Annotated in this window: 22 protein-coding genes, 1 tRNA gene and 1 pseudogene; 14 read left to right on the top strand and 10 right to left on the bottom strand. The window is 58.8% G+C overall.

What is annotated here, in order from left to right:
* Positions 1 to 151: 151 nt before the first annotated feature.
* From AACY07_RS20420 to AACY07_RS20410, 3 genes are read left to right on the top strand one after another with little or no spacing between them, the layout of a single operon-like run.
* Positions 152 to 1,438, top strand: a complete 1,287-nt coding sequence (locus AACY07_RS20420) for a murein hydrolase activator EnvC family protein (RefSeq protein WP_339477140.1) — start codon at positions 152 to 154, stop codon at positions 1,436 to 1,438.
* Positions 1,439 to 1,473: 35 nt separating this feature from the next.
* Positions 1,474 to 2,790 (top strand): S41 family peptidase, encoded by a 1,317-nt coding sequence (locus tag AACY07_RS20415; protein WP_219262549.1) that lies wholly within the window; start codon positions 1,474 to 1,476, stop codon positions 2,788 to 2,790.
* Between the two features lies 1 nt (position 2,791).
* Positions 2,792 to 3,574, top strand: a complete 783-nt coding sequence (locus tag AACY07_RS20410) for a divergent polysaccharide deacetylase family protein (protein WP_339477137.1) — start codon at positions 2,792 to 2,794, stop codon at positions 3,572 to 3,574.
* A gap of 43 nt (positions 3,575 to 3,617) precedes the next feature.
* Here the strand turns inward: AACY07_RS20410 and AACY07_RS20405 are convergent, their stop codons facing one another.
* From AACY07_RS20405 to AACY07_RS20375, 7 genes are all read right to left on the bottom strand, one after another.
* Positions 3,618 to 4,373, bottom strand: coding sequence for a substrate-binding periplasmic protein (locus AACY07_RS20405; RefSeq protein WP_339477136.1), 756 nt, complete (start codon positions 4,371 to 4,373; stop codon positions 3,618 to 3,620).
* A gap of 72 nt (positions 4,374 to 4,445) precedes the next feature.
* Positions 4,446 to 5,216 (bottom strand): imidazole glycerol phosphate synthase subunit HisF, encoded by a 771-nt coding sequence (gene hisF / locus AACY07_RS20400; RefSeq protein ID WP_048400703.1) that lies wholly within the window; start codon positions 5,214 to 5,216, stop codon positions 4,446 to 4,448.
* A gap of 10 nt (positions 5,217 to 5,226) precedes the next feature.
* Complete coding sequence (hisA, locus tag AACY07_RS20395) at positions 5,227 to 5,964, bottom strand: 1-(5-phosphoribosyl)-5-[(5-phosphoribosylamino)methylideneamino]imidazole-4-carboxamide isomerase (protein ID WP_133079119.1); 738 nt, start codon at positions 5,962 to 5,964, stop codon at positions 5,227 to 5,229.
* 39 nt (positions 5,965 to 6,003) lie between these two features.
* Positions 6,004 to 6,261 (bottom strand): DUF2164 domain-containing protein, encoded by a 258-nt coding sequence (locus tag AACY07_RS20390; RefSeq protein ID WP_219262553.1) that lies wholly within the window; start codon positions 6,259 to 6,261, stop codon positions 6,004 to 6,006.
* Positions 6,261 to 6,899: an imidazole glycerol phosphate synthase subunit HisH gene (gene hisH, locus AACY07_RS20385; RefSeq protein WP_339477133.1), complete on the bottom strand. Its 639-nt coding sequence runs from the start codon at positions 6,897 to 6,899 to the stop codon at positions 6,261 to 6,263. Before hisH ends, AACY07_RS20390 begins: the two co-directional genes overlap by 1 nt.
* Positions 6,899 to 7,492, bottom strand: coding sequence for an imidazoleglycerol-phosphate dehydratase HisB (gene hisB / locus AACY07_RS20380; protein ID WP_016783108.1), 594 nt, complete (start codon positions 7,490 to 7,492; stop codon positions 6,899 to 6,901). Before hisB ends, hisH begins: the two co-directional genes overlap by 1 nt.
* A gap of 229 nt (positions 7,493 to 7,721) precedes the next feature.
* Positions 7,722 to 9,383 carry an OFA family MFS transporter gene (locus AACY07_RS20375; protein WP_339477131.1) on the bottom strand — a complete coding sequence of 554 codons (1,662 nt, stop codon included), beginning with the start codon at positions 9,381 to 9,383 and terminating at the stop codon, positions 7,722 to 7,724.
* 288 nt (positions 9,384 to 9,671) lie between these two features.
* Between AACY07_RS20375 and AACY07_RS20370 the strand changes: the two genes are divergently transcribed.
* The 4 genes from AACY07_RS20370 (at position 9,672) to AACY07_RS20355 (ending at position 13,397) form a co-directional block, all read left to right on the top strand.
* A complete protein-coding gene (locus AACY07_RS20370; protein WP_339477129.1) occupies positions 9,672 to 11,885 on the top strand; it encodes an AsmA family protein in 2,214 nt (737 codons plus the stop codon).
* Positions 11,882 to 12,949 (top strand): A/G-specific adenine glycosylase, encoded by a 1,068-nt coding sequence (gene mutY / locus AACY07_RS20365; RefSeq protein ID WP_339477126.1) that lies wholly within the window; start codon positions 11,882 to 11,884, stop codon positions 12,947 to 12,949. Before AACY07_RS20370 ends, mutY begins: the two co-directional genes overlap by 4 nt.
* Positions 12,946 to 13,218 carry an oxidative damage protection protein gene (locus AACY07_RS20360; RefSeq protein WP_003438557.1) on the top strand — a complete coding sequence of 91 codons (273 nt, stop codon included), beginning with the start codon at positions 12,946 to 12,948 and terminating at the stop codon, positions 13,216 to 13,218. The genes mutY and AACY07_RS20360 overlap by 4 nt, the downstream gene beginning before the upstream one ends.
* Before the next feature lie 103 nt (positions 13,219 to 13,321).
* Positions 13,322 to 13,397, top strand: a tRNA-Phe gene (locus AACY07_RS20355).
* Between the two features lie 141 nt (positions 13,398 to 13,538).
* On the opposite strand, the gene AACY07_RS20350 is transcribed toward AACY07_RS20355, so the two are convergent.
* Positions 13,539 to 13,865: a hypothetical protein gene (locus AACY07_RS20350; protein WP_133079114.1), complete on the bottom strand. Its 327-nt coding sequence runs from the start codon at positions 13,863 to 13,865 to the stop codon at positions 13,539 to 13,541.
* A gap of 176 nt (positions 13,866 to 14,041) precedes the next feature.
* Here AACY07_RS20350 and AACY07_RS20345 point away from each other — a divergent pair, with 176 nt between their 5' ends.
* Together AACY07_RS20345 and AACY07_RS20340 are read left to right on the top strand one after the other, a co-directional pair.
* The gene (locus AACY07_RS20345; protein ID WP_133079113.1) at positions 14,042 to 14,512 is read left to right on the top strand and encodes a hypothetical protein; all 471 of its coding nucleotides are present in this window, start codon (positions 14,042 to 14,044) and stop codon (positions 14,510 to 14,512) included.
* Positions 14,509 to 15,432, top strand: coding sequence for an alpha/beta hydrolase family protein (locus tag AACY07_RS20340; RefSeq protein ID WP_339477185.1), 924 nt, complete (start codon positions 14,509 to 14,511; stop codon positions 15,430 to 15,432). The genes AACY07_RS20345 and AACY07_RS20340 overlap by 4 nt, the downstream gene beginning before the upstream one ends.
* 153 nt (positions 15,433 to 15,585) lie before the next feature.
* Here the strand turns inward: AACY07_RS20340 and AACY07_RS20335 are convergent, their stop codons facing one another.
* Entirely contained in the window at positions 15,586 to 15,831 is a 246-nt protein-coding gene (locus tag AACY07_RS20335) for a DUF1272 domain-containing protein (RefSeq protein ID WP_133079111.1), read from the bottom strand.
* A 116-nt stretch (positions 15,832 to 15,947) separates the two neighbouring features.
* Here AACY07_RS20335 and AACY07_RS20330 point away from each other — a divergent pair.
* The 3 genes and pseudogenes from AACY07_RS20330 to AACY07_RS20320 form a co-directional block, all read left to right on the top strand.
* Positions 15,948 to 16,202, top strand: a pseudogene (locus AACY07_RS20330) (DUF1016 N-terminal domain-containing protein); the annotation flags it as partial.
* A 93-nt stretch (positions 16,203 to 16,295) separates the two neighbouring features.
* Entirely contained in the window at positions 16,296 to 16,901 is a 606-nt protein-coding gene (locus tag AACY07_RS20325; protein WP_339477184.1) for a biliverdin-producing heme oxygenase, read from the top strand.
* Positions 16,898 to 19,135, top strand: coding sequence for an ATP-binding protein (locus tag AACY07_RS20320; protein ID WP_339477121.1), 2,238 nt, complete (start codon positions 16,898 to 16,900; stop codon positions 19,133 to 19,135). Before AACY07_RS20325 ends, AACY07_RS20320 begins: the two co-directional genes overlap by 4 nt.
* A gap of 92 nt (positions 19,136 to 19,227) precedes the next feature.
* Here AACY07_RS20320 and gabP read toward each other — a convergent pair whose 3' ends face one another.
* Positions 19,228 to 20,619 carry a GABA permease gene (gene gabP / locus AACY07_RS20315; protein WP_133079109.1) on the bottom strand — a complete coding sequence of 464 codons (1,392 nt, stop codon included), beginning with the start codon at positions 20,617 to 20,619 and terminating at the stop codon, positions 19,228 to 19,230.
* A 543-nt stretch (positions 20,620 to 21,162) separates the two neighbouring features.
* Between gabP and AACY07_RS20310 the strand changes: the two genes are divergently transcribed.
* Together AACY07_RS20310 and AACY07_RS20305 are read left to right on the top strand one after the other, a co-directional pair.
* On the top strand, positions 21,163 to 21,936 hold the full coding sequence (locus AACY07_RS20310; protein WP_133079108.1) for an ABC transporter ATP-binding protein: 774 nt from the start codon (positions 21,163 to 21,165) through the stop codon (positions 21,934 to 21,936).
* 13 nt (positions 21,937 to 21,949) lie between these two features.
* Entirely contained in the window at positions 21,950 to 22,705 is a 756-nt protein-coding gene (locus AACY07_RS20305; protein WP_019824783.1) for an ABC transporter substrate-binding protein, read from the top strand.
* The last annotated feature ends 29 nt before the right edge of the window (positions 22,706 to 22,734 follow it).

Below are 22,734 nucleotides of genomic sequence, written 5' to 3'. Positions count from 1 at the left end.
AACGCGGTGCATCAGGCAGTGCGTGGTGATGCTATCGCGAGCAAGCCCGCTCCCACAGGATCAACGGCTACAATTTCACCTTCATCCATTTCTTATAGGTGACGAGGGCGGGCATACTAGGCCGTCCCGTTCCCCAGGTGTCGCCCGCCCCATGCTTCGCGCCCTTATAGCCCTGACCCTCGCATGCCTGCTCCAACCGGCGTTTGCCGACGAGCGCGCGCAAACCCAACAGCAGCTTGACGCCACGCGTCAGGATATCAGCGAGCTGAAAAAGCTCCTGGGCAAGCTCCAGGAAGAAAAATCCGGCGTGCAGAAAGACCTGCGCGGCACCGAAACCGAAATCGGCAAGCTGGAGAAGCAGGTAGAAACCCTGCAACAAGAACTAAAAAAGAGTGAAGGCGAGCTGCTGCGCCTAGATAGCGAGAAAAAAAAACTCCACAGCGCAAAACTTGAACAGCAACGCCTGATCGCCATTCAGGCCCGCGCCGCCTATCAGGGCGGGCGTCAGGAATACCTGAAAATGCTGCTCAACCAGCAAAACCCCGAGAAGTTCGCCCGAACCCTCACCTATTACGATTACCTGAGCCAGGCCCGCCTGGAGCAGCTCAAGGGTTTCAACGAAACCCTGCGCCAACTGGCCAATGTCGAAGCCGATATCAATCTGCAACAGGCTCAGTTGCTGACTCAGAAAAGCAGCCTGGACACCCAGCGCGCCGAACTCGACAAGGTCCGCGCAGAGCGCCAGCAAGTTCTGGCCAAGCTCAATACCGACGTAAAGGACCGCGATCAAAAATTGCAGGCACGCGAGCAGGATCAGGCCGATCTGGCTAAAGTCCTCAAGACCATCGAGGAAACCCTCGCCCGCCAGGCCCGCGAAGCCGAACAGGCGCGACAAAAAGCCTTGATCGCCCAGCAGGAAGCCGAGAAGAAGCGCCAGCGCGAGGCTGAATCGGTGGTCACCGACGCCCCGCGCAAACCGGTCCAGTCAACACCGGGCGCATTGGTGTCCAGTGCCGGTGCTTCCTACGGCGGTGTTTTTTCTCAGGCCCGGGGCAAACTTCCATGGCCAGTTGATGGTCGATTGCTGGCACGCTTCGGTGAAACCCGTGGCGATGATTCGCGCACCAAGTGGGACGGCGTGATGATCAGCGCCAGTGCCGGCAGCCAGGTGCACGCGGTTCACGGTGGTCGCGTGGTGTTTGCCGACTGGCTGCGCGGCGCAGGCCAGCTGGTCATTCTGGACCACGGTAATGGTTACTTAAGCCTGTACGGCCACAATCAGACGCTGCTCAAGTCTGCCGGAGACATCGTTAAAGCTGGCGAAGTGATCTCCACCGTGGGCAACAGCGGCGGGCAAGCCACACCAGCACTGTATTTCGCTATTCGTCAGCAGGGCCGCCCAAGCGACCCTGCACAATGGTGTCGCACTCAGGGATGAGTCCATCACCTTTAATACGTAGGAGTTCGCTCAACATGCCGCATTTGTCCCGCCTCAACTCGCTGGCCCTGACGATCGCTCTGGTGATCGGCTCGCCAATGGCATTTGCTGCCGAGCCAACCATCGCGCCAGCCGGCGCCGCTGCCAGCGCCAAGGCGCCTCTGCCTCTGGAGGAGCTGCGTACATTTGCCGAGGTCATGGATCGGATCAAGGCTGCATATGTTGAGCCGGTGGACGACAAAACCCTGCTGGAGAATGCCATCAAAGGCATGCTCAGCAACCTTGACCCGCACTCTGCGTACCTTGGCCCCGAAGATTTCGCCGAACTGCAGGAAAGCACCAGCGGCGAATTCGGCGGGCTGGGCATCGAAGTCGGCACCGAAGACGGCAACATCAAGATCGTCTCACCGATCGACGACACCCCTGCCAGCAAGGCCGGCATTCAGGCGGGCGACTTTATCGTCAAGATCAATGGTCAGCCCACACGCGGCCTGAGCATGACCGAAGCCGTAGATAAAATGCGCGGCAAGATCGGTCAGAAAATCACCCTGACCCTGGTGCGCAATGGCGGCACGCCGTTTGACGTGACCCTTACCCGGGCCAATATCCAGGTCAAGAGCGTCAAGGCCCAACTGCTGGAAGACGGTTACGGCTACATCCGTATCACCCAGTTCCAGGTCAAGACCGGCGAAGAAGTGGCCTCGGCACTGTCCAAACTGCGCAGGGAAAACGGCAACAAGCGACTCAAGGGCATCATCCTCGACCTGCGCAACAACCCGGGTGGCGTGCTGCAATCGGCGGTTGAAGTGGTCGATCACTTCATCACCAAAGGCCTGATCGTCTATACCAAGGGCCGCATCGCGAACTCGGAGCTGCGCTTCTCGGCCACCGGCAAGGACCTGAGCGAAGGCGTTCCATTGGTGGTGTTGATCAACGGCGGCAGCGCTTCGGCATCGGAAATCGTCGCCGGCGCCCTGCAAGATCAGAAACGCGGCGTGGTCATGGGCACCACCAGCTTCGGTAAAGGCTCGGTGCAAACCGTGCTGCCACTGAACAACGACCGCGCGCTGAAAATCACCACGGCGCTGTACTTCACCCCGAACGGACGCTCGATCCAGGCCCAGGGCATTGTCCCGGACATTGAAGTCAGCCGCGCCAAGATCACTCGCGAACAAGACACCGAGTACTACAAGGAAGCCGACCTGCAAGGTCACCTTGGCAATGGCAATGGCGGCGCCGACAAACCGTCCGGCTCCAACCCCAAAGCCAAGCCAATGCCGCAGGATGATGACTTCCAGCTGAGCCAGGCCCTGAGCCTGCTCAAGGGTTTGAGCATTACACGCGGCAATTGAGGTGCGTCTTTCTCTAGTCTTCGCCCTGCTCTGCTGCCTGGCCGGTGTCGCCCATGGGACACCGGCCAGCCAGCAAGCCGCGCCGCACAAGGCTTACCTGAGCCTGATCATCGATGACCTGGGGCAAAACCTGCCACGGGATCGCCGCGTGCTGGCCTTGCCCGGCCCGGTCACTGCGGCCGTGATGCCTGACACCCCCCATGCGGCAGAATTTGCCCGCGAGGCCTACAAGGCCGGCAAGATCGTCATTTTGCACATGCCCATGGACCCGGCCACCGGGCCCTTTGCCTGGCACCCGGACCTGCCTGTCGACGAACTTGAAAAGCGCCTCAACGCCGCGTTCAAGGCCGTGCCCTACACCAGTGGCATCAATAACCACATGGGCAGCCGCATGACCTCACAGCCGCAAGCGATGGCCTGGCTGATGGGCAACTTGCAGCAACGCCACAAATTCTTTGTCGACAGTCGCACCAGCGCGCAGACCGTTGCGGCAGCCGAGGCGCAGAAAATCGGGCTGGCCAGCGTGTCCCGTGATGTTTTTCTCGATGATGTCCGTACCGAGCAAGCCATCACCACGCAACTGGAAACCGCCATCAAACTGGCCCACAAACAAGGCTCGGCGGTGATGATCGGCCACCCTTATCCGCAAACCCTTGCCGTGCTTGAACGTGAACTGCCCAAGCTCAAGGCCCAGGGAATTGACTGGATCGACATCCGGCAAATGATCGGCGTACGCAGCAACAAGGCCATGGTCGGGCACGGGAAGGACGGGGTTTATCGCTGAAGCCCGCACTGCACATCAATTACGACAGGGATTAGGGTGCGGACTAGAGATATTTCGCGCGGATCTTCTCAACCACGCCTTCAGCCCTTAACTCATCCAGCGCCTTCTGCAGCTTGCTCACCACCTCATCCGGCACGTCTTTGTTCAACGCCAGAAACAGCTCGGCCTGATTGAAGCGCAACACCGTCTTGAACCCTGAAATGCCTACCTGACGCGCCAGGAATTGCCCTGCCGGGGCACCTGTGGCCCACAGGTCGATTTGCCCGGCCTGCAGCTTTTTGGCGTTGTCCTGATCGCGCAACACAATCACCGGCGCCAACCCCTGCTTCTCAAGGGACAAGGCAATGGCGTCACCTTTGTAAGCTCCCACTCTGTACTGGCGAGCCTGCTCAAGCGAGGTCAGGGTAATCGGGCTGTCCCCTCGCGCCAGCAACACCCAGTCATCCGGGCCAAGCGGGCCGACCCACTTGAAGAGCTGTTCACGCTCGGGCACGCGGGCTGTGACAAACACGCCGTATCCGGGGTTTTCGAGGGCAAGGTGGTAGATACGCTCCCAAGGGAAACGCAGGGTCATGTTGTAGGGGATACCGGCACGTTTGAAGGTTTCACGCAGAATATCGACGGCGATGCCTTCAATATTTTCGTTTTGCGCAAAGTTTTTGCCGTTTTTTGCCATGTTGTACGGCGGGAAGTTTTCAGTCAGCAGCACGATCGAAGAGTGCGACGCATCAGCCGCAGAAGCGGTACTCGCCAGCCACAGGGTGGAACCGGCGAGAACGAGCAAAAAGCGTTTAAACATGACTGGCGACCTAAATCCATGGCGTGCTCAAGAGTGCCGTGGGCACGCCATGCTGTCCAGTAGCCTTTGGGTTTAGCGAACCACGATCCCGCGCTCGGCCATGTACGCCTTGGCCTCTGGCACCGTGTATTCACCAAAGTGGAAAATACTCGCCGCCAGCACCGCACTGGCGTGACCTTCAAGGATGCCGTCGGCCAGATGCTGCAGGTTGCCAACGCCGCCCGAGGCGATCACCGGAATACCCAGCGCATCACTGATGGCACGTGTCACACCCAGGTCAAAACCGTTTTTCATGCCGTCCTGGTCCATGCTGGTCAGCAGGATCTCGCCAGCGCCCAGGCCTTCCATCTTCATGGCCCATTCGACTGCATCGAGCCCGGTAGGCTTGCGCCCGCCGTGGGTGAAAATTTCCCAGCGCGGGGTTTCGCCCGGCTGAGAGACTTTCTTCGCATCAATCGCGACCACAATGCATTGCGAACCAAAATGCTGCGCCGCTTCGCCCACAAACTCCGGGTTGAACACCGCAGCGGTATTGATCGAGACTTTGTCCGCACCGGCATTGAGCAGGTTGCGAATGTCCTGGATGCAGCGCACGCCACCGCCCACGGTCAGCGGAATGAACACCTGGCTGGCCATGCGCTCAACGGTATGCAGCGTGGTGTCGCGGCCATCGACGCTGGCGGTGATGTCGAGAAAGGTAATCTCGTCAGCACCCTGCTCGTCGTAACGACGGGCGATTTCTACCGGGTCGCCAGCATCGCGAATGTTCTCGAACTTGACGCCCTTTACAACCCGGCCGTTATCCACGTCCAGGCAAGGGATGATGCGTTTGGCCAGCGCCATGGGTCTCTCCTCAGGCCTTGTAGCTGTCGCAGAAGGCTTGCGCCTCAGCCACATCCAGCGTGCCTTCATAGATTGCACGACCCGTAATGGCACCCACGATGCCCGGAGCCTTGGCATCCATCAGGGCCTTGATATCACCCAGATTGTGAATACCGCCCGAGGCGATGACCGGGATGCTGGTAGCAGCGGCCAATGCAGCGGTGTAGCTGACGTTACAGCCCTGCATCATGCCGTCTTTGGCGATGTCGGTATAAACGATGGCCGACACGCCGTCCGCTTCGAAACGCTTGGCCAGGTCGATGACCTGCACGGTGCTGACTTCAGCCCAGCCGTCGGTGGCCACGAAGCCGTCTTTGGCATCCATGCCGACAATGATCTTGCCCGGGAACGCACGGCACGCCTCGGCCACGAACTCAGGGTTCTTGACTGCCTTGGTGCCCAGGATCACGTAGCTCACGCCTGCCTTGACGTAGTGCTCGATGGTTTCCAGGGAGCGAATGCCGCCGCCGATCTGGATCGGCAACTGCGGGTACAAGCGGGCAATGGCCGTCACTACGTCACCGTTGACCGGCTGGCCTTCGAACGCACCGTTCAGGTCGACCAGGTGCAGACGGCGGCAACCGCCTTCTACCCATTTGGCGGCCATGGCCACCGGGTCATCGGAGAACACCGTGGAATCTTCCATACGGCCCTGACGCAGGCGTACACAAGCACCGTCTTTAAGATCGATAGCGGGAATAATCAGCATGTGGCAAACCTTCAAATTCGGGAGTCTGAGACTCGGAAATCAGTTCTTCTCGAGCGCCCACACGTCGCTTTCGATGCTCTCGAACCTCTCTTTGAGGTGCGTTTGCACATCGAAAATCGCGCGATTGTAGTAATGCGGCGCGATTTCGCGGGTGAACAGCTCAAGGATTTCAGCCGCTTCGAACGAACCCAGGTCCAGCTCGAAGCGGTCTTCCATAAAGCGTTTGATCTTGCTGTTGGCTTCGTTCTCTTGCTCGGGGGTGAGCGTGAGAATCGGCGGCTTCTTGCGAGGCGCCATTACCAGCGACCATCCCAGGCCACGAAGTTTTCCAGCAGCTGCAAGCCGTGGGTATGGCTTTTTTCCGGGTGGAACTGCACCGCGAAGCGCGAGCCCTCAGCCAGCGCTGCGGCGAAATCGACGCCGTAATGCCCGCCACCGACTACCTGGCGGGGATTGCCCGCCGCAATGTAGTAGCTGTGTACAAAGTAAAAACGCGCCAGGTCGGGGATGCCGTGCCACAGCGGGTGATCCACTTTTTGTTGCACCTCGTTCCAGCCCATGTGCGGCACCTTGAGGTGCTCGCCGTCTTCATGCAGGTCCTTGCCGAAGAACTTCACGGCACCCGGGAACAGGCCAATACAGTCAACGCCGCCGTTCTCTTCACTGCTGTCGAGCAAGGCTTGCATGCCCACGCAAATGCCGAGGAACGGACGATCCTGGCTGACTTCACGCACCAGCGAGTCAAAACCCAGGCGACGGATTTCCGCCATGCAGTCGCGAATCGCGCCCACACCCGGAAATACCACGCGGTCGGCTTCGCGAATCACGCTGGCGTCGCTGGTAATCAGCACTCGACCGGCGCCCACATGCTCAAGCGCCTTGGCCACCGAGTGCAAGTTACCCATGCCGTAATCGATAACCGCCACTGTCTGCATCAGAGCACGCCCTTGGTAGAAGGCATTTGCCCGGCCATACGCTCATCCAGCGCAACAGCCATGCGCAACGCGCGGCCAAAAGCCTTGAACACGGTTTCGATCTGGTGGTGGGTGTTGGTGCCGCGCAGGTTGTCGATGTGCAGGCTGACGTTGGCGTGGTTCACGAAGCCCTGAAAGAACTCCTGGAACAGATCAACGTCGAAGCCGCCGACGGTGGCGCGGGTGTAGGGAACATGCATTTGCAGGCCGGGACGACCGGAAAAGTCGATGACCACACGTGACAGCGCTTCATCCAGCGGGACATAAGCGTGACCGTAGCGAGTCATGCCTTTTTTATCGCCGACTGCTTCGCTGAAGGCTTTACCCAGGGTAATGCCAACATCCTCGACGGTATGGTGATCGTCGATATGCAGGTCGCCTTTGCACTCGATGTCCAGGTCGATCAACCCATGTCGGGCGATCTGGTCGAGCATGTGCTCAAGAAAAGGAACGCCGATATCAAATCGGGCCTTACCGGTACCATCCAAGTTGATCGAGGCTTTAATCTGGGTTTCCAGAGTATCGCGCTCGACTGACGCCTTACGTTCGGCCATCACCAGCTCCGCAAAATCATTGGGCGAAAAAGGTGGCCATTATAGGCACGGGTCTGGCAAACAGAAACATTAAGGGTGATGCGGGGTGACGGAGTGACGGCTACTGCAGATTTTGTAGTCGCTGCCGGAGGCTGCGATCGAGCCCGCAGGGCTCGCGCTTGCAAGCTTGCAGGAAGGCCCTTCGGGCCTTATCGCAGCCTTCGGCAGCGACTACAAAGGCGCCGCTGGATCAGTTAAACAACACCGCCGTCTTCTGCACCGTCACCCAAACACCCCACAACAAAGGAATGCCCACGGCCAGCCAGGCCGCGATAACCAATGGCTGGCTACCCGGTGCCGCTTTCCACTCAAGCGAAGTGCTGGCATCCGCACCCTTGTCATGGCCCAGCGCCTGCTCAGCAGCCAGTTCAGCGTCGGTCATGAAGTATTTGTCTGCCACCGGACGCACCAGCAAGTTGCAGATAAAGCCCAGCACCAGCAGCCCTGCGAGGATGTACAGGGTGATGTCATACGCTGCCGCACGCTCAACCCCGATGCTCAGCTGATACTCGCGCAGATAGTTGACCAACACCGGCCCCAGCACGCCCGCGGCCGCCCAGGCCGTCAGCAGGCGTCCGTGGATCGCACCGACCATTTGCGTACCGAACAGGTCTGCCAGATACGCTGGTACCGTGGCAAAACCGCCGCCGTACATCGACAAGATGATGCAGAACGCTGCCACAAACAGCGAAACGTTACCCAGATGACCGAGGTTCGGGATCATCGCGTACAGCGCAAACCCCAGTGCGAAGAACACAAAGTAGGTGTTTTTGCGCCCCAGGTAATCCGAGAACGAGGCCCAGAAGAATCGCCCGCCAATGTTGAACAGGCTCAACAAACCGGTGAAGCCGGCCGCAATTGCCGCAATTTGCGCCAACTGCCCAGCATCCAGCTGGCTGAATGTCAGGTCATTGCCCAACAACTTGCCTGCGAATACTTCCTGCAACAATGGCGAAGCCATGCCCAGGATACCGATACCGGCCGAGACGTTCAGGCACAGCACCAGCCACACCAGGGCGAACTGCGGTGTTTTCCAGGCCACGCTGACGTGCACATGGCGCTGGGTGATCATCGCGTTGGCCGCCTTTTTCGCGGGAGCTTTCCAGCCCTCAGGCTTCCAGCCGGTGGGCGGAACGCGGTACGACAAGGCACCGCCGATCATGAAGACGAAGTAGATCGCCGCCATTGCCACGAAGCTCTGCCACACGCCCACGCCGTCAGGCCCGGCAAAATGGTTCATCAACGCTGCCGCCAGGGGAGCGCCCACCATTGCACCGCCCCCAAACCCCATGATCGCCATGCCCGTGGCCATGCCACGCTTGTCCGGAAACCACTTGATCAGCGTCGACACCGGCGAGATATAGCCCAACCCCAGGCCAATACCGCCAATGACCCCCGAACCCAGCCACATCAGCCAGATCTGGTGGGTATAAATCCCCAGCGCGGAAATCAGCAAGCCACCACACCAGCACAGCGCCGACACCACACCGGCCTTGCGCGGCCCGGCATGCTCAAGCCATCCACCCCATACGGCTGCCGAGCAACCGAGGAAGATGAAAAACAGGGTGTAGATCCAGCCGAGCATCGAAATCGGCCAGTCGCATTGCGACGAAAATACTTGTGCGATAAAACTCATGTCCGGCGCACACGCTACGGGAGCGGTCACGCCCAGGGCTTTGGACAGCGGCAACCAGAACACCGAAAAGCCATAGGCCATGCCGATGCACAAGTGAATGGCCAATGCGGCTGGCGGGACCAGCCAACGGTTGAAGCCGGGTTTGGCGATGATGCGCTCCTTGGACAGGAACGCAGGCTGTGAAGCAGGACTGCCCGCAGCGGTGCTGGTACTCATGAGTGTTTCCCCCAGTTAATGAAGTCGTTTGCGGGCACGCTCGACCCTGACTTTGGCGCCTTGCGGCGAACAGTCGTTCTTATTGGATCGAGATGTGGCATTACGCCGCAGAAGGCCCGGAAAACAGGCGAAGATTACCACTTGAACGCCGGTCAGGGCCTAACCTGATGCGGTCTTTATCCGACCCACTGATCCGCCACTATCGGCGCCCAGTCCATCTGCTCGTGGCGCTATACTCTGCGGCTAAATTAAAAACTCACCTTCATTCAGACTTACAAGGACTCGCCCATGAAAGCGTTCGGCAAAATCCTGGGTCTGGTGCTTCTCGGATTGTTGCTGATCATCGTGGCCCTGGGCTTTGCCCTCAGCCATCTGTTCGATCCCAACGACTATAAAGACGAGATCCGCCAGATAGCCCGTGACAAAGCCCACATTGAGCTAACCCTCAATGGCGACATCGGCTGGAGCCTCTTCCCCTGGCTAGGTCTGGAGCTGCACGACGCCACCGTGGCAACCCTGGCTGCGCCTGCCCAGCCTTTCGCCGATCTGCAAATGCTCGGTTTGTCCGTGCGTGTGCTGCCGCTGTTGCGCAAAGAAGTGCAAATGAGCGATGTGCGTGTCGAAGGCCTGAACCTGCGCCTGACCCGCAACAAGGACGGTCACGGCAACTGGCAGGATATCGGCAAGCCAGCAACGACCCCTGACACCGCCGCAACCGCCAGCACTGAGCCCGCCCCGGCCAGCAAGCCCGAAAGCGTCAGCCAGCCGCTCAAGCTCGATATCGACAGCCTGACCGTGAACAATGCACGGGTTGAGTACAACGACGAGCAAAGCGGTAAACAATTCAGCGCTGAGAGCATCCAGCTCAGCACCGGCCCGGTTCACGAAGCCACCAGCATCCCGGTCAAACTGACCGCCTTCCTGGGCACCAACCAGCCCGTGATGCGGGTCAAGACCGAAGTCGACGGCAAGTTGCGTTTTGACCGCGTACTCAAGCGCTATCAGTTTGAAGACATGAAAGTCACGGGCGAAGCCTCGGGTGAGCCGCTGCAAGGCAAAACCATGACGTTTGCCGCGCAAGGGCAAATTCTGGTTGATCTGGCGGCGAACGTCGCCGAATGGAGCAGCCTGAAGCTATCCGCCAACCAACTTCGGGCTTTGGGTGAACTCAAGGTCAACAACCTGAGCGACAACCCGCAAATCAGCGGCGGCCTGTCCATCGCCCAGCTTGACCTGGCCAGATTCCTGGACAGCATCGGGCACCCGCTGCCTGCGATGGCTCCCGAAAGCCTGAGCAAAGTCGAACTGGTCAGCCGCCTGTCAGGCACACCGACCAGCGTGACCTTTGACGAACTCAACCTTAAAGTCGATGACAGCACCTTCACCGGGCTCATCGCCATTGAGGACTTTGCCAAACAGGCCGTTCGCATCCAGCTCAAAGGCGACACGTTCGACGCTGATCGCTACATGCCGCCACCGTCAGCCGAAGCCAATAGCGCCAGTGTCGCCCGCAAGACTGAAGTACAGGGTGGCGAAGCCAACGCACTGGCCGCATCGGGCGATACACCCCTGCCGGACGCACCGACCAAAAGCGGCTGGAGCACGACCAAAATCATTCCAGTGGCTCGCCTCAAGACCCTGGACCTCAATGCCGACATCAGTTTTGGCCAACTGACCCTCAGCAAACTGCCCATCCAGAATGCCGCGCTCAAGGCCAACAGCAAGGCTGGCGTGCTGACCCTCGAAAACCTGAGCGGCAATCTCTACAAAGGCAGCTTTGCAGCCAACGGCAGCCTGGACGTACAACCGATACTGCCGGTGATCAAACTGCAGACCCGCATCACCAATGTCCCGGTTGAAAAAATCCTGCAGAGCCAGGGTCAAAAACCACCTGTGACCGGCCTGCTGACCCTCAACAGCAACGTCACGGGCAGCGGCAACAGCCAGAGCGCGCTGATTTCGAGCCTCAACGGCACGGCCAACTTTGTGCTCAATGACGGCGTACTGCTCAATGCCAACCTCGAACAGCAATTGTGCAAAGGTATCTCCACCCTTAATCGCAAAACCCTGAGTGGCGCACCGCTGGGCAAAGACACACCGTTCAAGGAGCTCAAGGGCAGCCTGGTGTTCCGTAACGGCGTAGCCAGCAATCCGGACATGGTCGTGCGCATGCCCGGCCTGAGCGTAAAAGGCGATGGCGACATTGACCTGCGCGTTCTGGGCATGGACTACCGCATCGGCATCATCATCGAAGGCGACACCCGCGCCATGCCGGACCCGGCCTGCCAGGTCGGCAAGAACTTTGTCGGCATCGAGCTGCCATTGCGCTGCCGTGGCCCGCTGGAACTGGGCGCCAAGGCTTGCCGCCTGGACAAAGAAGGCCTGGGCAAGGTCGCCGCCAAAGTGGCGGGTAACAAACTCAGCGAAAAGCTTGAAGAGAAGCTCGGCGACAAAGTCAGCCCTGAACTCAAAAACGCCCTCAAGGGGCTGTTCAACCGATGAGAAACGAGCAATTTTCAACGGCGGTACTGGACTGGTATGACCACCACGGCCGCCATGACCTGCCCTGGCAACAGGGCATCACGCCGTATCGGGTGTGGGTCTCGGAAATCATGTTGCAGCAAACCCAGGTCAGCACCGTGCTGAACTACTTCGACCGCTTCATGGCCTCATTGCCAACGGTCCAGGCACTGGCTGCCGCCCCGGAAGACGAAGTGCTGCACCTGTGGACCGGCCTTGGCTATTACACCCGTGCGCGCAACTTGCAAAAGACCGCCAAAATCGTTGTCGCCGAACATGGCGGCGAATTCCCCCGCGACGTTGAAAAGCTGGTTGAACTGCCCGGCATCGGCTTGTCCACCGCCGGAGCGATTGCCAGCCTGAGCATGGGCCTGCGGGCACCGATCCTCGACGGCAACGTCAAGCGGGTGCTTGCGCGCTATACGGCGCAAGAGGGCTACCCCGGCGAGCCCAAGGTCGCCAAACAGCTGTGGGCCACCGCCGAGCGCTTTACCCCCCACGATCGCGTGAACGCCTACACCCAGGCCATGATGGACATGGGCGCCACACTCTGCACCCGCAGCAAACCGAGTTGCTTGCTGTGCCCGCTCGAAAGCGGCTGCCAGGCACACTTGCTGGGGCTTGAGACGCGCTACCCGATCCCCAAACCGCGCAAAACCGTCCCGCTGAAGCGCACCTTGATGCCAATGCTGGCGAACGCCGATGGGGCGATCCTGCTTTATCGTCGCCCGTCGAGCGGTTTGTGGGGGGGACTGTGGAGCCTGCCCGAACTCGATGACCTTCAAGATATCGAGCATTTGGCGCTGCAACATTCACTGACCCTGGGCGCGCAGCACCCACTGGCGGGCCTGACCCATACCTTTAGTCATTTTCAACTGGCCATCGAACCCTGGCTGATCCACGTCAAGGAGTCCGACCATCACGTGGCCGAGGCCGACTGGCTCTGGTATAACCTCGCCACCCCGCCGCGCCTGGGCCTTGCTGCCCCGGTCAAGAAGCTGCTCAAACGCGCAGCCGACCTATTGAACGCTGGAGAGTCCTCATGACCCGCACCATCATCTGCCGCAAGTACAAAGAAGAACTGCCTGCCCTTGAGCGCGCTCCGTTTCCGGGCGCCAAAGGCCAGGACATTTTTGATCATGTTTCGGCCAAGGCCTGGGCTGATTGGCAAAAACACCAGACATTGCTGATCAACGAAAAGCGCTTGAACATGATGAACGCTGAAGATCGAAAATATTTGCAGGGCGAAATGGATAAATTCTTCAGCGGTGAAGAATATGCACAAGCTGAAGGCTACGTTCCGCCGACCGAATAACCCCCGGTTTTACGGGGCTCGGTCCGTAAGCGACGGTAATAATTAAATATTTTTCAAAAAATGTTTGACGGGTTATCGAAAAAGGCTTCTAATGCGCCCCGTTGCCCAGATAGCTCAGTCGGTAGAGCAGGGGATTGAAAATCCCCGTGTCGGCGGTTCGATTCCGTCTCTGGGCACCACATTCAGTTTTGATGTGGTGCTTACATCACTTCAAAACAAAGAAAACCCGCCTGGTGCGGGTTTTTTTTTGGCCGCGATTTAGCTACGCGCCCGGGTTCGTTCACCCATGACTGCGTCCTTGCCTTGACCCCGGCCCCTCATTACTGAGGCTTCCCGGCGGGTCGGATCGAGTCCCATTCGGTCACGTAGGCCACTTTGGACTGTTTGTTGAAGAGGCAAAGTTCAGTGCCACGCTGGCCTTTCATGTGTTTCTGCGGGTATTGACCCTGCAGCAGAATCGCGGTGTAGCCCACCCGATCATCAAACTGGGCAGGAGCGCCGATGGGGGTCGCCTTTTTCAGGGTGCTTGCGTGGGTGCAGCGGGCGAGTACGTCCTTGTCGTAGGTCGCCCACGCATCGGAGCTGGAAGCGTGCGCTTGAACGGCAAAAGCGGTCAGACACAGGAAGGTCAGTGAGGTGATTTTCATGATTCGGTGCATTCCACACGTTTGGCTTGTTGTCTGACATGTGAGCGAACCGGGTGAGATAGGTTCCGGGCTGGCCCGGTTTCACATCCGATAATTGGTTCAATCCATGATCCTCGCTTGGTGATCCCCAAAACCTGAGGTTCAATACCCCCTTAGCCCGTAAAGGACACACGTTCATGGCAACGCCAAAGAAACAGCAAAAGCACGCGCAGCGGGCCAAGACCAAAGCCAAGCAGAACCGCATCGGCAAACCGGGCAAAGCTTCGGCTGGCACACTGATCGACAATCCGTTCGATGACGTAAAAATCGACCTCAGCACGTTCAACTTCCAGGACATCCTCGATAACGGCTTTGACCCCGCCGATTACGACGATTTGTTCCAGGCCATGAAAGCCGCCGAGGCCACCAGCCTGCAAACGATGTGCACCGTGTTCCTGCAATACCCGGTACTGGAACTGGTGATCTCGGAAGAGGAAGAAGAACCTGCCACTGACTTCCTGATGGGCCTGTTGATCGAGTACCGCATTGCCGTCTATGGCGATGACGAAGACAGCGCCGTGGCCTGGATCGAAACGCCAGCATTCCAGAAAGCCTACGTCGAAGCCTCGCGCCTGCTGACCGAGCGCAACGCCCGGAGCGCGCACTGACAGCAGCCCTGCTCGAACCTGTCAGCCAGGCGTTTACCGAGCCTGCTGCTGACGGTTACTTGCTGGGCGGTTTCGAGTGGCGCCAACCCACGCCAGACACTTCACGCGCAGTGGTGATCATCAACGCCGCCACCTCGGTGCGCTGCTTGTACTACTCGCGGTTTGCCCACTACCTGTTCAACCACGGCCTGGACGTGATGCTGTTCGACTATCGCGGCATTGGCGCCTCGCGCAGCGGATCGTTGCGCGGTTTTGAAGCCACGTGGTCGGACTGGGGCGCGCTGGACGCTGAAGCCCTCCTCAAGCGTGCACAGCGTGAATACCCCGGCCAGCCGATCGATGTTGTCGGCCACAGCTTTGGCGGCTGTGCAGCGGGCCTGATGGCTTCTGGGCAGGCTATTCGCCGTCTGGTGACTGTGGGTGCGCAATTTGCTCACTGGCGCGACTACGCGCCGGCACAGCGCTGGCAGATGCTCGCCAAGTGGCACGGGGTCATGCCATTGCTGACCCGCGTGTGCGGTTATTTCCCTGGCAAGCGCCTGGGTTGGCTCGAAGACACCCCGTCGGGCGTGGTCAAGGACTGGAGCGCCTTGAGCACACGCTACGAAAACCTCCCCAGCGCGCGCAACTTCGCACCCCTGCCCTTTGGCTCCGTTACCGCCAAAACCCTCGCCATCAGCCTGAGTGACGATCCCTTCGGCACCGTAGCCGCCATCGAACGCTTGCTGGGTTACTTCAGCGCCAGCTCGCGTACGCATCTGCGCATCCAGCCGCAAGACATCGGCGAAACAGCCATCGGCCATTTCGCGTTTTTTCACAGCCGCTTTCAAAGCAGCTTATGGCCGATTGCCCTGCAGTGGTTGCAACGAGGGGAATTGGCGACGGATGTGCCGGGAAAGGTGATCAGTAACACCCCCTGAAAGACCGCACCGCCTGTATGGCGAGCAAGCCCGCTCCCACGAAGACCCAGCAAGCACCCTGTTGTGTGGGCATTGGAAAACCTGTGGTAGCGGCTTGCCCGCGATGCAGGCGACACAATTTGCCAGTTGGACAGATGCAGTGATTTCAGACAATCAACGCGCAGCACAGCCTTCAGGCTTGAACACACGCTCGCTGGACGGCGGATTGTTTGCCAGCTTGTTGGCCGGCCTGCGCGGACGCACCATCAACTCCCCGCCGCAATTGGGGCACAGCCCTCCCAAATGCTGCTCCGTGCACGTTGCACAAAAGGTGCACTCAAATGAGCAAATCCGCGCTTGTGCCGAATCAGGAGGCAGGTCGCAATCACAGCATTCGCAACTGGGGCGTAATTCGAGCATGAGCACCTCACATAGGACCGGTAGTTTTCATCGTTATATTTAAGACGCTTCACACAAAAAACCAACTGCTAATACAAAATGGCAGTGACATTCTCATTGACCCCTCCGGTCAATGCGCGGCACGGGCCGAGTTTGGCAAGCAACTCCTGCCACGCTGGCCAAGGCCCTGACGGCCTGAATTCGGGAAAGGCTTTGATGCTTCAAATTTGCGGTATATGCGCTTGTTCTATCAGGCACTTCCAAACTGTGACGCACTGCGTCACGAATTGAGCCCGACCCATTTCCGCACCCTGCTGCGGGTTGAAAACGACCCTGCACGCCAGTGGTACATGAGCGAAACCGCCACGCTGAACGGGTCCTCCCGCGCCCTGTAGCGGCAAATTAATTGCACTTTTTTAATGCCATGAGCTCCTACAATCTTGAGCGTCGACTTCTCGCGCACACAGGGAGCCCTCTTACAAGGCATGCCACAAGACCAAACTTTATCAGCGGTATCGCCCGCTCTGAACGCGCTGCGTTCTGGCACTCAAACACTTCATGTCGCCCTTGAAAAACGCCTGCCGTTCTTCTGCGACACCCTCGACCTCGAACGCTATAAGCGCCTGTTGAGCGCCTACTACGGGTTCTATCACGAGCTGGAAGATCGGCTGCAACACAGCCCCTGGATGACACCCGGCTTTGATCTGCATGCACGGCTCAAGACGCCCGCATTGCATCGGGACCTGCAGGCTCTGGGGGTCAACACCCAGTCGCTCGCGCTGTGCGACACCCTCCCCGCACTCTCCAGCCCGGCCAGCGTTCTGGGTGTGCTGTATGTGCTCGAAGGCGCAACCCTGGGCGGTAATGTGCTGCGCAAGCAGATGTCGGAACGCCTGGGCCTTGATGCACACAACGGCTGCGCTTTTCTTTACGTTTACGGCGAAGCAACAGGACGGCAATGGAAGGCATTCATGTATTTTCTGGGCAGCGTACCCCTCGACGCTCAAGCGCGAGGCGAAGCCGTACAGGCCGCCTGCTCTACGTTTAGCTGCTTCGAGCAATGGCTCGAACGACAGGAGGTTTTGTTATGAATCCACAGGACCCTCAAGCCTTTGAACGCTTGCTGGCCAATTGTGCTGATGAACCCATCCGCTTTCCCGGGGCCATTCAACCCCACGGCCTGTTGGTGACACTGTCGCAGCCCGACCTGCGCATTCAACAAGTCAGTCGCAATGTGCAGACCATGTTCGGCCACAGTGCCGAATCACTGCTGGGGCTGCCACTGGCCGCTCTTACTGGCTCTGAAGCGGCTGACGCGGTACAGCAGGCTGGCGCCCATGACACGCTGACCGATGCGCCGCCGTTGGCCTTGAGCCTGCTGGGGCGCGAATACGAAGGCCTGCTGCACCGCGACCAGGGCATTCTGGTGCTGGAGCTTGAGCTCAAGCCCGATGCATCAGAAATCCACAGCACGATGAACAAAGTGCGCAACCTGAGCCGCATGCTGCAACGCCTGCAATCCGCCAAGACTCTCCCCGCGCTGTATGAAATTTGCGTTCGCGAAATTCAGGCGCTGACGGGCTACGATCGGGTGCTGATCTATCGCTTCCAGGATGAAGGCCACGGCCAGGTCATTGCCGAAGCATCCTCTCCCGCGATGGAGTTGTTCAATGGCATGTTTTTCCCGGCCTCCGACATCCCGGAGCAAGCCCGTGAGCTTTACCGCACCCACTGGCTGCGCATCATTCCCAATGCCGACTACCAGCCAGTACCGCTGATTCCCGAACTGCGCCCCGACACCGGCGAGGCGCTGGACCTGAGCGGAGCCGTATTGCGCAGCGTTTCACCGATTCACTGCCAGTACATGAAAAACATGGGCGTGCTGTCATCCATGAGCATTTCGTTGATGGACGGCGACCGCCTGTGGGGCCTGATCAGTTGCGGGCACCGCCAGACACTGCATGTGCCCCATGAACTGCGCATGGCCTGCCAAACCATCGGCCAGGTACTGTCCCTGCAAATCAGCGCCCTGCAGACGCTGGAGATCAGCCGCCAACGCGAAGCCAAAATGGATGCCCTGGTGCGTCTGAACAAGGCAATGGTGCAAAGCACCGAAGCCGTGTTTGATGGCCTGGCGCACCTGCCAGAAGCATTGATGGCACTGACCGGTGCCAGCGGCGTGGCCATCCTGGAAGACAAGGTGCTGCACCGTTATGGCCAGTGCCCGTCTTCAGAAGATATTCGCGGGCTGTACCAATGGTTCAAGGACAGTGGCCAGCCAGTCTTGTCCAGCCACAACCTCAGCGCACTCCATGCCCCGGCAGCGCAGTACAAGGACATTGCCAGCGGCTTGCTGGCCATGACCCTGCCCAAGCCTGTGGACAACGCCGTGTTGTGGTTTCGAAGTGAAGTCAAAGAAAGCATCAAGTGGAGCGGCGACCCCAACAAGCCGCTTAACCTTGAAGCGGGCAGCAATGGCCTGCGCTTGAGCCCGCGCACCTCTTTCGAAATCTGGAAGGTCGAGATGGACGGCATCTCTGCACAATGGAGCCACGGTGATCTGTTTGCCGCCAATGACCTGCGCCGCTCGGCCCTGGAAAACGACCTGTCGCGCCAGGTGCTGCGAGAGCAACAGGCTGTACGGGCACGGGACGAACTGGTGGCAGTGGTGTCCCACGACCTGCGCAACCCCATGACCATCATTTCAATGCTCTGCGGCATGATGCAAAAGGCCTTCAGCAGCGAGGGCCCGCACACCTCGCGGCGTATCACGTCGGCCATCGACACCATGCAACAGGCCAGCAGCCGCATGAGCGTGCTGCTTGATGACCTGCTGGACACTTCGAAAATCGAGGCCGGGCGCTATACCATCAGCCCGCAACCGCTGGATGTAACCCAGATGTTTGAAGAGGCACTGTCGCTGCTTGCGCCGCTGGCGCTGGACAAAGCGGTGGAGCTGACCTTTCACGCCGAACCCGACCTGAAAATCAATGCCGACCCGGAGCGTCTGTTTCAGGTCTTGTCCAACCTGATCGGCAATGCGATCAAGTTCACCCCGGCGCAAGGCAAAATCGGCGTGGTGGCCATGTCCAACGGCGACGATATCGTCTTCAGCGTGCGGGACTCAGGCAAGGGTATTGCCCCCGAGCAGTTGCCGCACATCTTCGATCGATACTGGACAGCAAAAGAAGGCAACGCGCTGGGCACAGGGTTGGGGCTGTACATTTCCCAGGGCATTATCAAGGCCCATGGCGGCCAGCTAGTAGCGCAAAGCACGCCGGGAGAAGGCAGCGAATTTCGCTTTACCGTGTCAAGAATGCTCTGACAGGACTCAGTAAATTCAACGCCCATAAAAAAACCGCCATCCCTAAGGATGGCGGTTTTTTTGGTGACTCAACCGCAAGAACCGTCCTGGCCTCAGTTAAGTACCGTTGCCCCCAACTTCTCAATGCGACGACGACGTGCCACCAGCAGGCCCGCCGACACCACCAGAATGCTCAGCAAACCGGTAGCCATGATTTCAACGCGATGGGCTTCCTGAAACAACATGATCGTCAGAATAGCCACGATGAAGACGATCACCGCGTAGGTCAGCCCCGGAAACAGCCACATCTTGAAAGAGATGTTCTCGCCCAGAGCCGTACGCTTTTGGCGCATGCGCAGTTGCGACACGGCAATCACCAGGTACACCAACAGCGCAATGGCGCCAGAGCTGGCCAGCAGGAACTCGAACACCGCAGCCGGAGCCACGTAGTTGGCGAATACCGCTACAAAAGCTGCGCCGGTGGACATCATCACCGCCCAGTAAGGCGTGCCCGCAGCATTGGTGCGCTTGGCCGCAGCCGGTGCGTCACCGCGCTTGCTCAGGGAGTACAGCATCCGCGAGGAGGTATAGAGCGCCGAGTTCAGGCAGCTGGTTACCGCGATCAATACCACGATATCAACGATCAGCTTGGCATTCGGGATACCCATGCGATCAAGTACGGTCTGGTAGGAGCCCAACTGTGCCAACGCCGGGTCGTTCCACGGCACCAGGGCCACAACGATGAAGATCGACACGAGGTAGAACAAGCCAATGCGCCAGATCACCGAGTTGGTGGCCTTGGTGATTTGCTTGCTTGGATCCTTGGACTCCGCCGCCGCGATGGTGACGATTTCAGTCCCCATGAACGAGAACATGGTGGTCAACATGGCAGCCAGTACGGCGCCCATGCCGTTGGGCATAAAGCCGATGGTATCGGACAGATGCGCCACACCGCTGACCTGACTGGTAGGCAGAAAGCCGAAAATCGCCAGTAGACCCAAGATAATGAAGCCAATGATCGCCAGCACTTTGACCAGGGCAAACCAGAACTCGAACTCACCGTAGTTCTTGACGCTGAACAAGTTGGTGACCGTCAGCAACAGGGTAATGACCAGGGTAAATACCCAGATCGCCGTGTCAGGGAACCATGCATGCAAGATGGTACCGGCGGCGACGGCTTCCAGCGGGATAACCAGTACCCAGAACCACCAGTACAGCCAGCCGATGGTGAAACCGGCCCAATGCCCGATGGCACGGTCGGCGTAAGTGGAGAACGAACCGGTGTCAGGGGATGCCACGGCCATTTCGGCCAGCATGCGCATCACCAGTACCACCAGGGTGCCTGCTGCGGCATAAGCCAGCAGCACAGCTGGACCTGCTTGGGCAATCGCGTGTCCGGAGCCGACAAACAAACCGGCACCGATGACTCCGGCAATCGACAGCATGGTCACATGCCGTGGCTTAAGCCCTTGTTCCAGACCATTAGAGGATTGCGTATTGCTCATTGGGACTACCTTTCATTGAAGCCATTCCGAGCACCCGCGTTGACTTTCGTAAAAAGTAACCAACGGGGCGTTTAGAATCTTTGACGCAATAACTGAGCCAGAATGTGACAAATGCACGGTTTCCGCGGGCTGCAACGATTTGCAACACACACCGCAACCCATTGAGCGTAATGGCTTTTCGCCCATTTGTTACCGTAACACTCAGTTCCCAGGCTCTCGGCGCACCAAAAATACCCAAAATTGCCCATATGGCCCAAAAGCAGTGCACATCTTTAACCTTTAGTAGGTTCGCGCTTCCAACACCGGGCCAAAGCTGGCAACATCGCGACCTTTTTTAAGCGACACCTGTCTGGCCGAACGGCGAAATACGGGGTCGGTTGTTGTCGGCGCGACACTCTGCTGTAGCGATGCGACAAACTGCCACCCTCACGTCTTTTGTGTCTTCAGGGCGGCTGGTTGCCTCTGCAACCCTATGCTAGCTTGGCCTGCGCCAGGAAGGCCGCCCAACAGCAGGATCGCACCCGAACACAATGAGGAACGCACATGGCTTTGGCCACGCCCGCGCTTGAAATCCGCAACTTGCACAAACGCTACGGCGAGCTTGAGGTACTTAAAGGTATCTCGCTGACCGCACGCGACGGCGACGTGATCTCGATCCTGGGTTCTTCCGGTTCCGGCAAATCCACCCTGTTGCGCTGCATCAACCTGCTGGAAAACCCCCACGACGGCCAGATCCTGGTCGCCGGTGAAGAGCTCAAACTCAAGAAAGCCAAAAATGGCGAACTGATCGCGGCCGACGGCAAGCAGATCAACCGCATGCGCAGTGAACTGGGTTTTGTATTTCAAAACTTTAACCTGTGGCCGCACATGACCATCCTCGACAACATTATCGAGGCTCCGCGTCGGGTGCTGGGCCAGAGCAAGGCCGAGGCCATCGAAGTCGCCGAAGCATTGCTGGCCAAGGTCGGCATTGGCGAAAAGCGCCATGCCTATCCATCCGAATTGTCCGGCGGCCAGCAACAACGCGCGGCAATTGCCCGCACGCTGGCCATGCAGCCCAAAGTCATTCTGTTCGATGAACCAACATCGGCACTTGACCCGGAAATGGTTCAAGAAGTACTTAGTGTGATCCGCGCGCTCGCCGAAGAAGGTCGCACTATGCTGTTGGTCACCCACGAAATGGGCTTTGCCCGTCAGGTGTCCAGCGAAGTAGTGTTTTTGCATCAGGGCCTGATCGAAGAGCAAGGGTCGCCAGAACAGGTGTTCGACAACCCGGTTTCGGCGCGCTGTAAACAATTCATGTCCAGCAACCGCTAACGGAGCAACACGAATGCAGAACTATAAAAAGCTTCTCATGGCCGCTGCCGCCACACTGGTTTTCAGCGCCAACGCCCTGGCTGTTGATAAGTACAAAGTAGGGATTGAGGGTGCTTACCCACCGTTCAATAACAAAAACGCCAGTGGCGAAGTCGTGGGCTTCGACCCCGATATCGCGATGGCTCTGTGCGCCAAGATGAAAGCCGAGTGCGAGATCGTCACGTCCGACTGGGACGGCATCATCCCGGCCCTGAACGCCAAAAAATACGATTTCATCGTGTCTTCGCTGTCGATCACTGACGAACGCAAGCAAGCGGTCGATTTCACCGACCCGTACTACTCCAACAAGCAGCAGTTCATCGCACCGAAAAAAGTCGACTTCAAAACCGACATCGCGTCCCTCAAGGGCAAGGCCCTGGGCACCCAGCGTTCAACTCAGGCCGCAACCTGGCTGGATGACAACCTGGGCACCGACGCGACCATCTCCTTGTACGACACCCAGGAAAACGCCTACCTCGACCTGACTTCGGGCCGTGTAGATGCCTTGCTGGCAGACAAGTACGCCAACTACGACTGGCTCAAAAGCCCGGCTGGCCAGGCTTACGAGTTCAAGGGTGAACCGGTCAACGAAGACGACAAAGTCGGCATTGCCCTGCGTAAAGGCGACAACGAACTGCGCGCCAAGCTGAACCTGGCCCTCAAGCAAATCGTTGAAGACGGCACGTACAAGAAGATCAACGACAAGTACTTCCCGTTCAGCATCTACTGACCTGCCTGACCGTCGCGCCTGCGGGCGCG

Origin of the sequence: Pseudomonas sp. RL_5y_Pfl2_69 (genome assembly GCF_963970465.1) — a bacterium.
Lineage (GTDB): Bacteria > Pseudomonadota > Gammaproteobacteria > Pseudomonadales > Pseudomonadaceae > Aquipseudomonas.
Note: the sequence above shows the minus strand (reverse complement) of the source record. Positions and strands in the feature narration are given on the sequence as shown.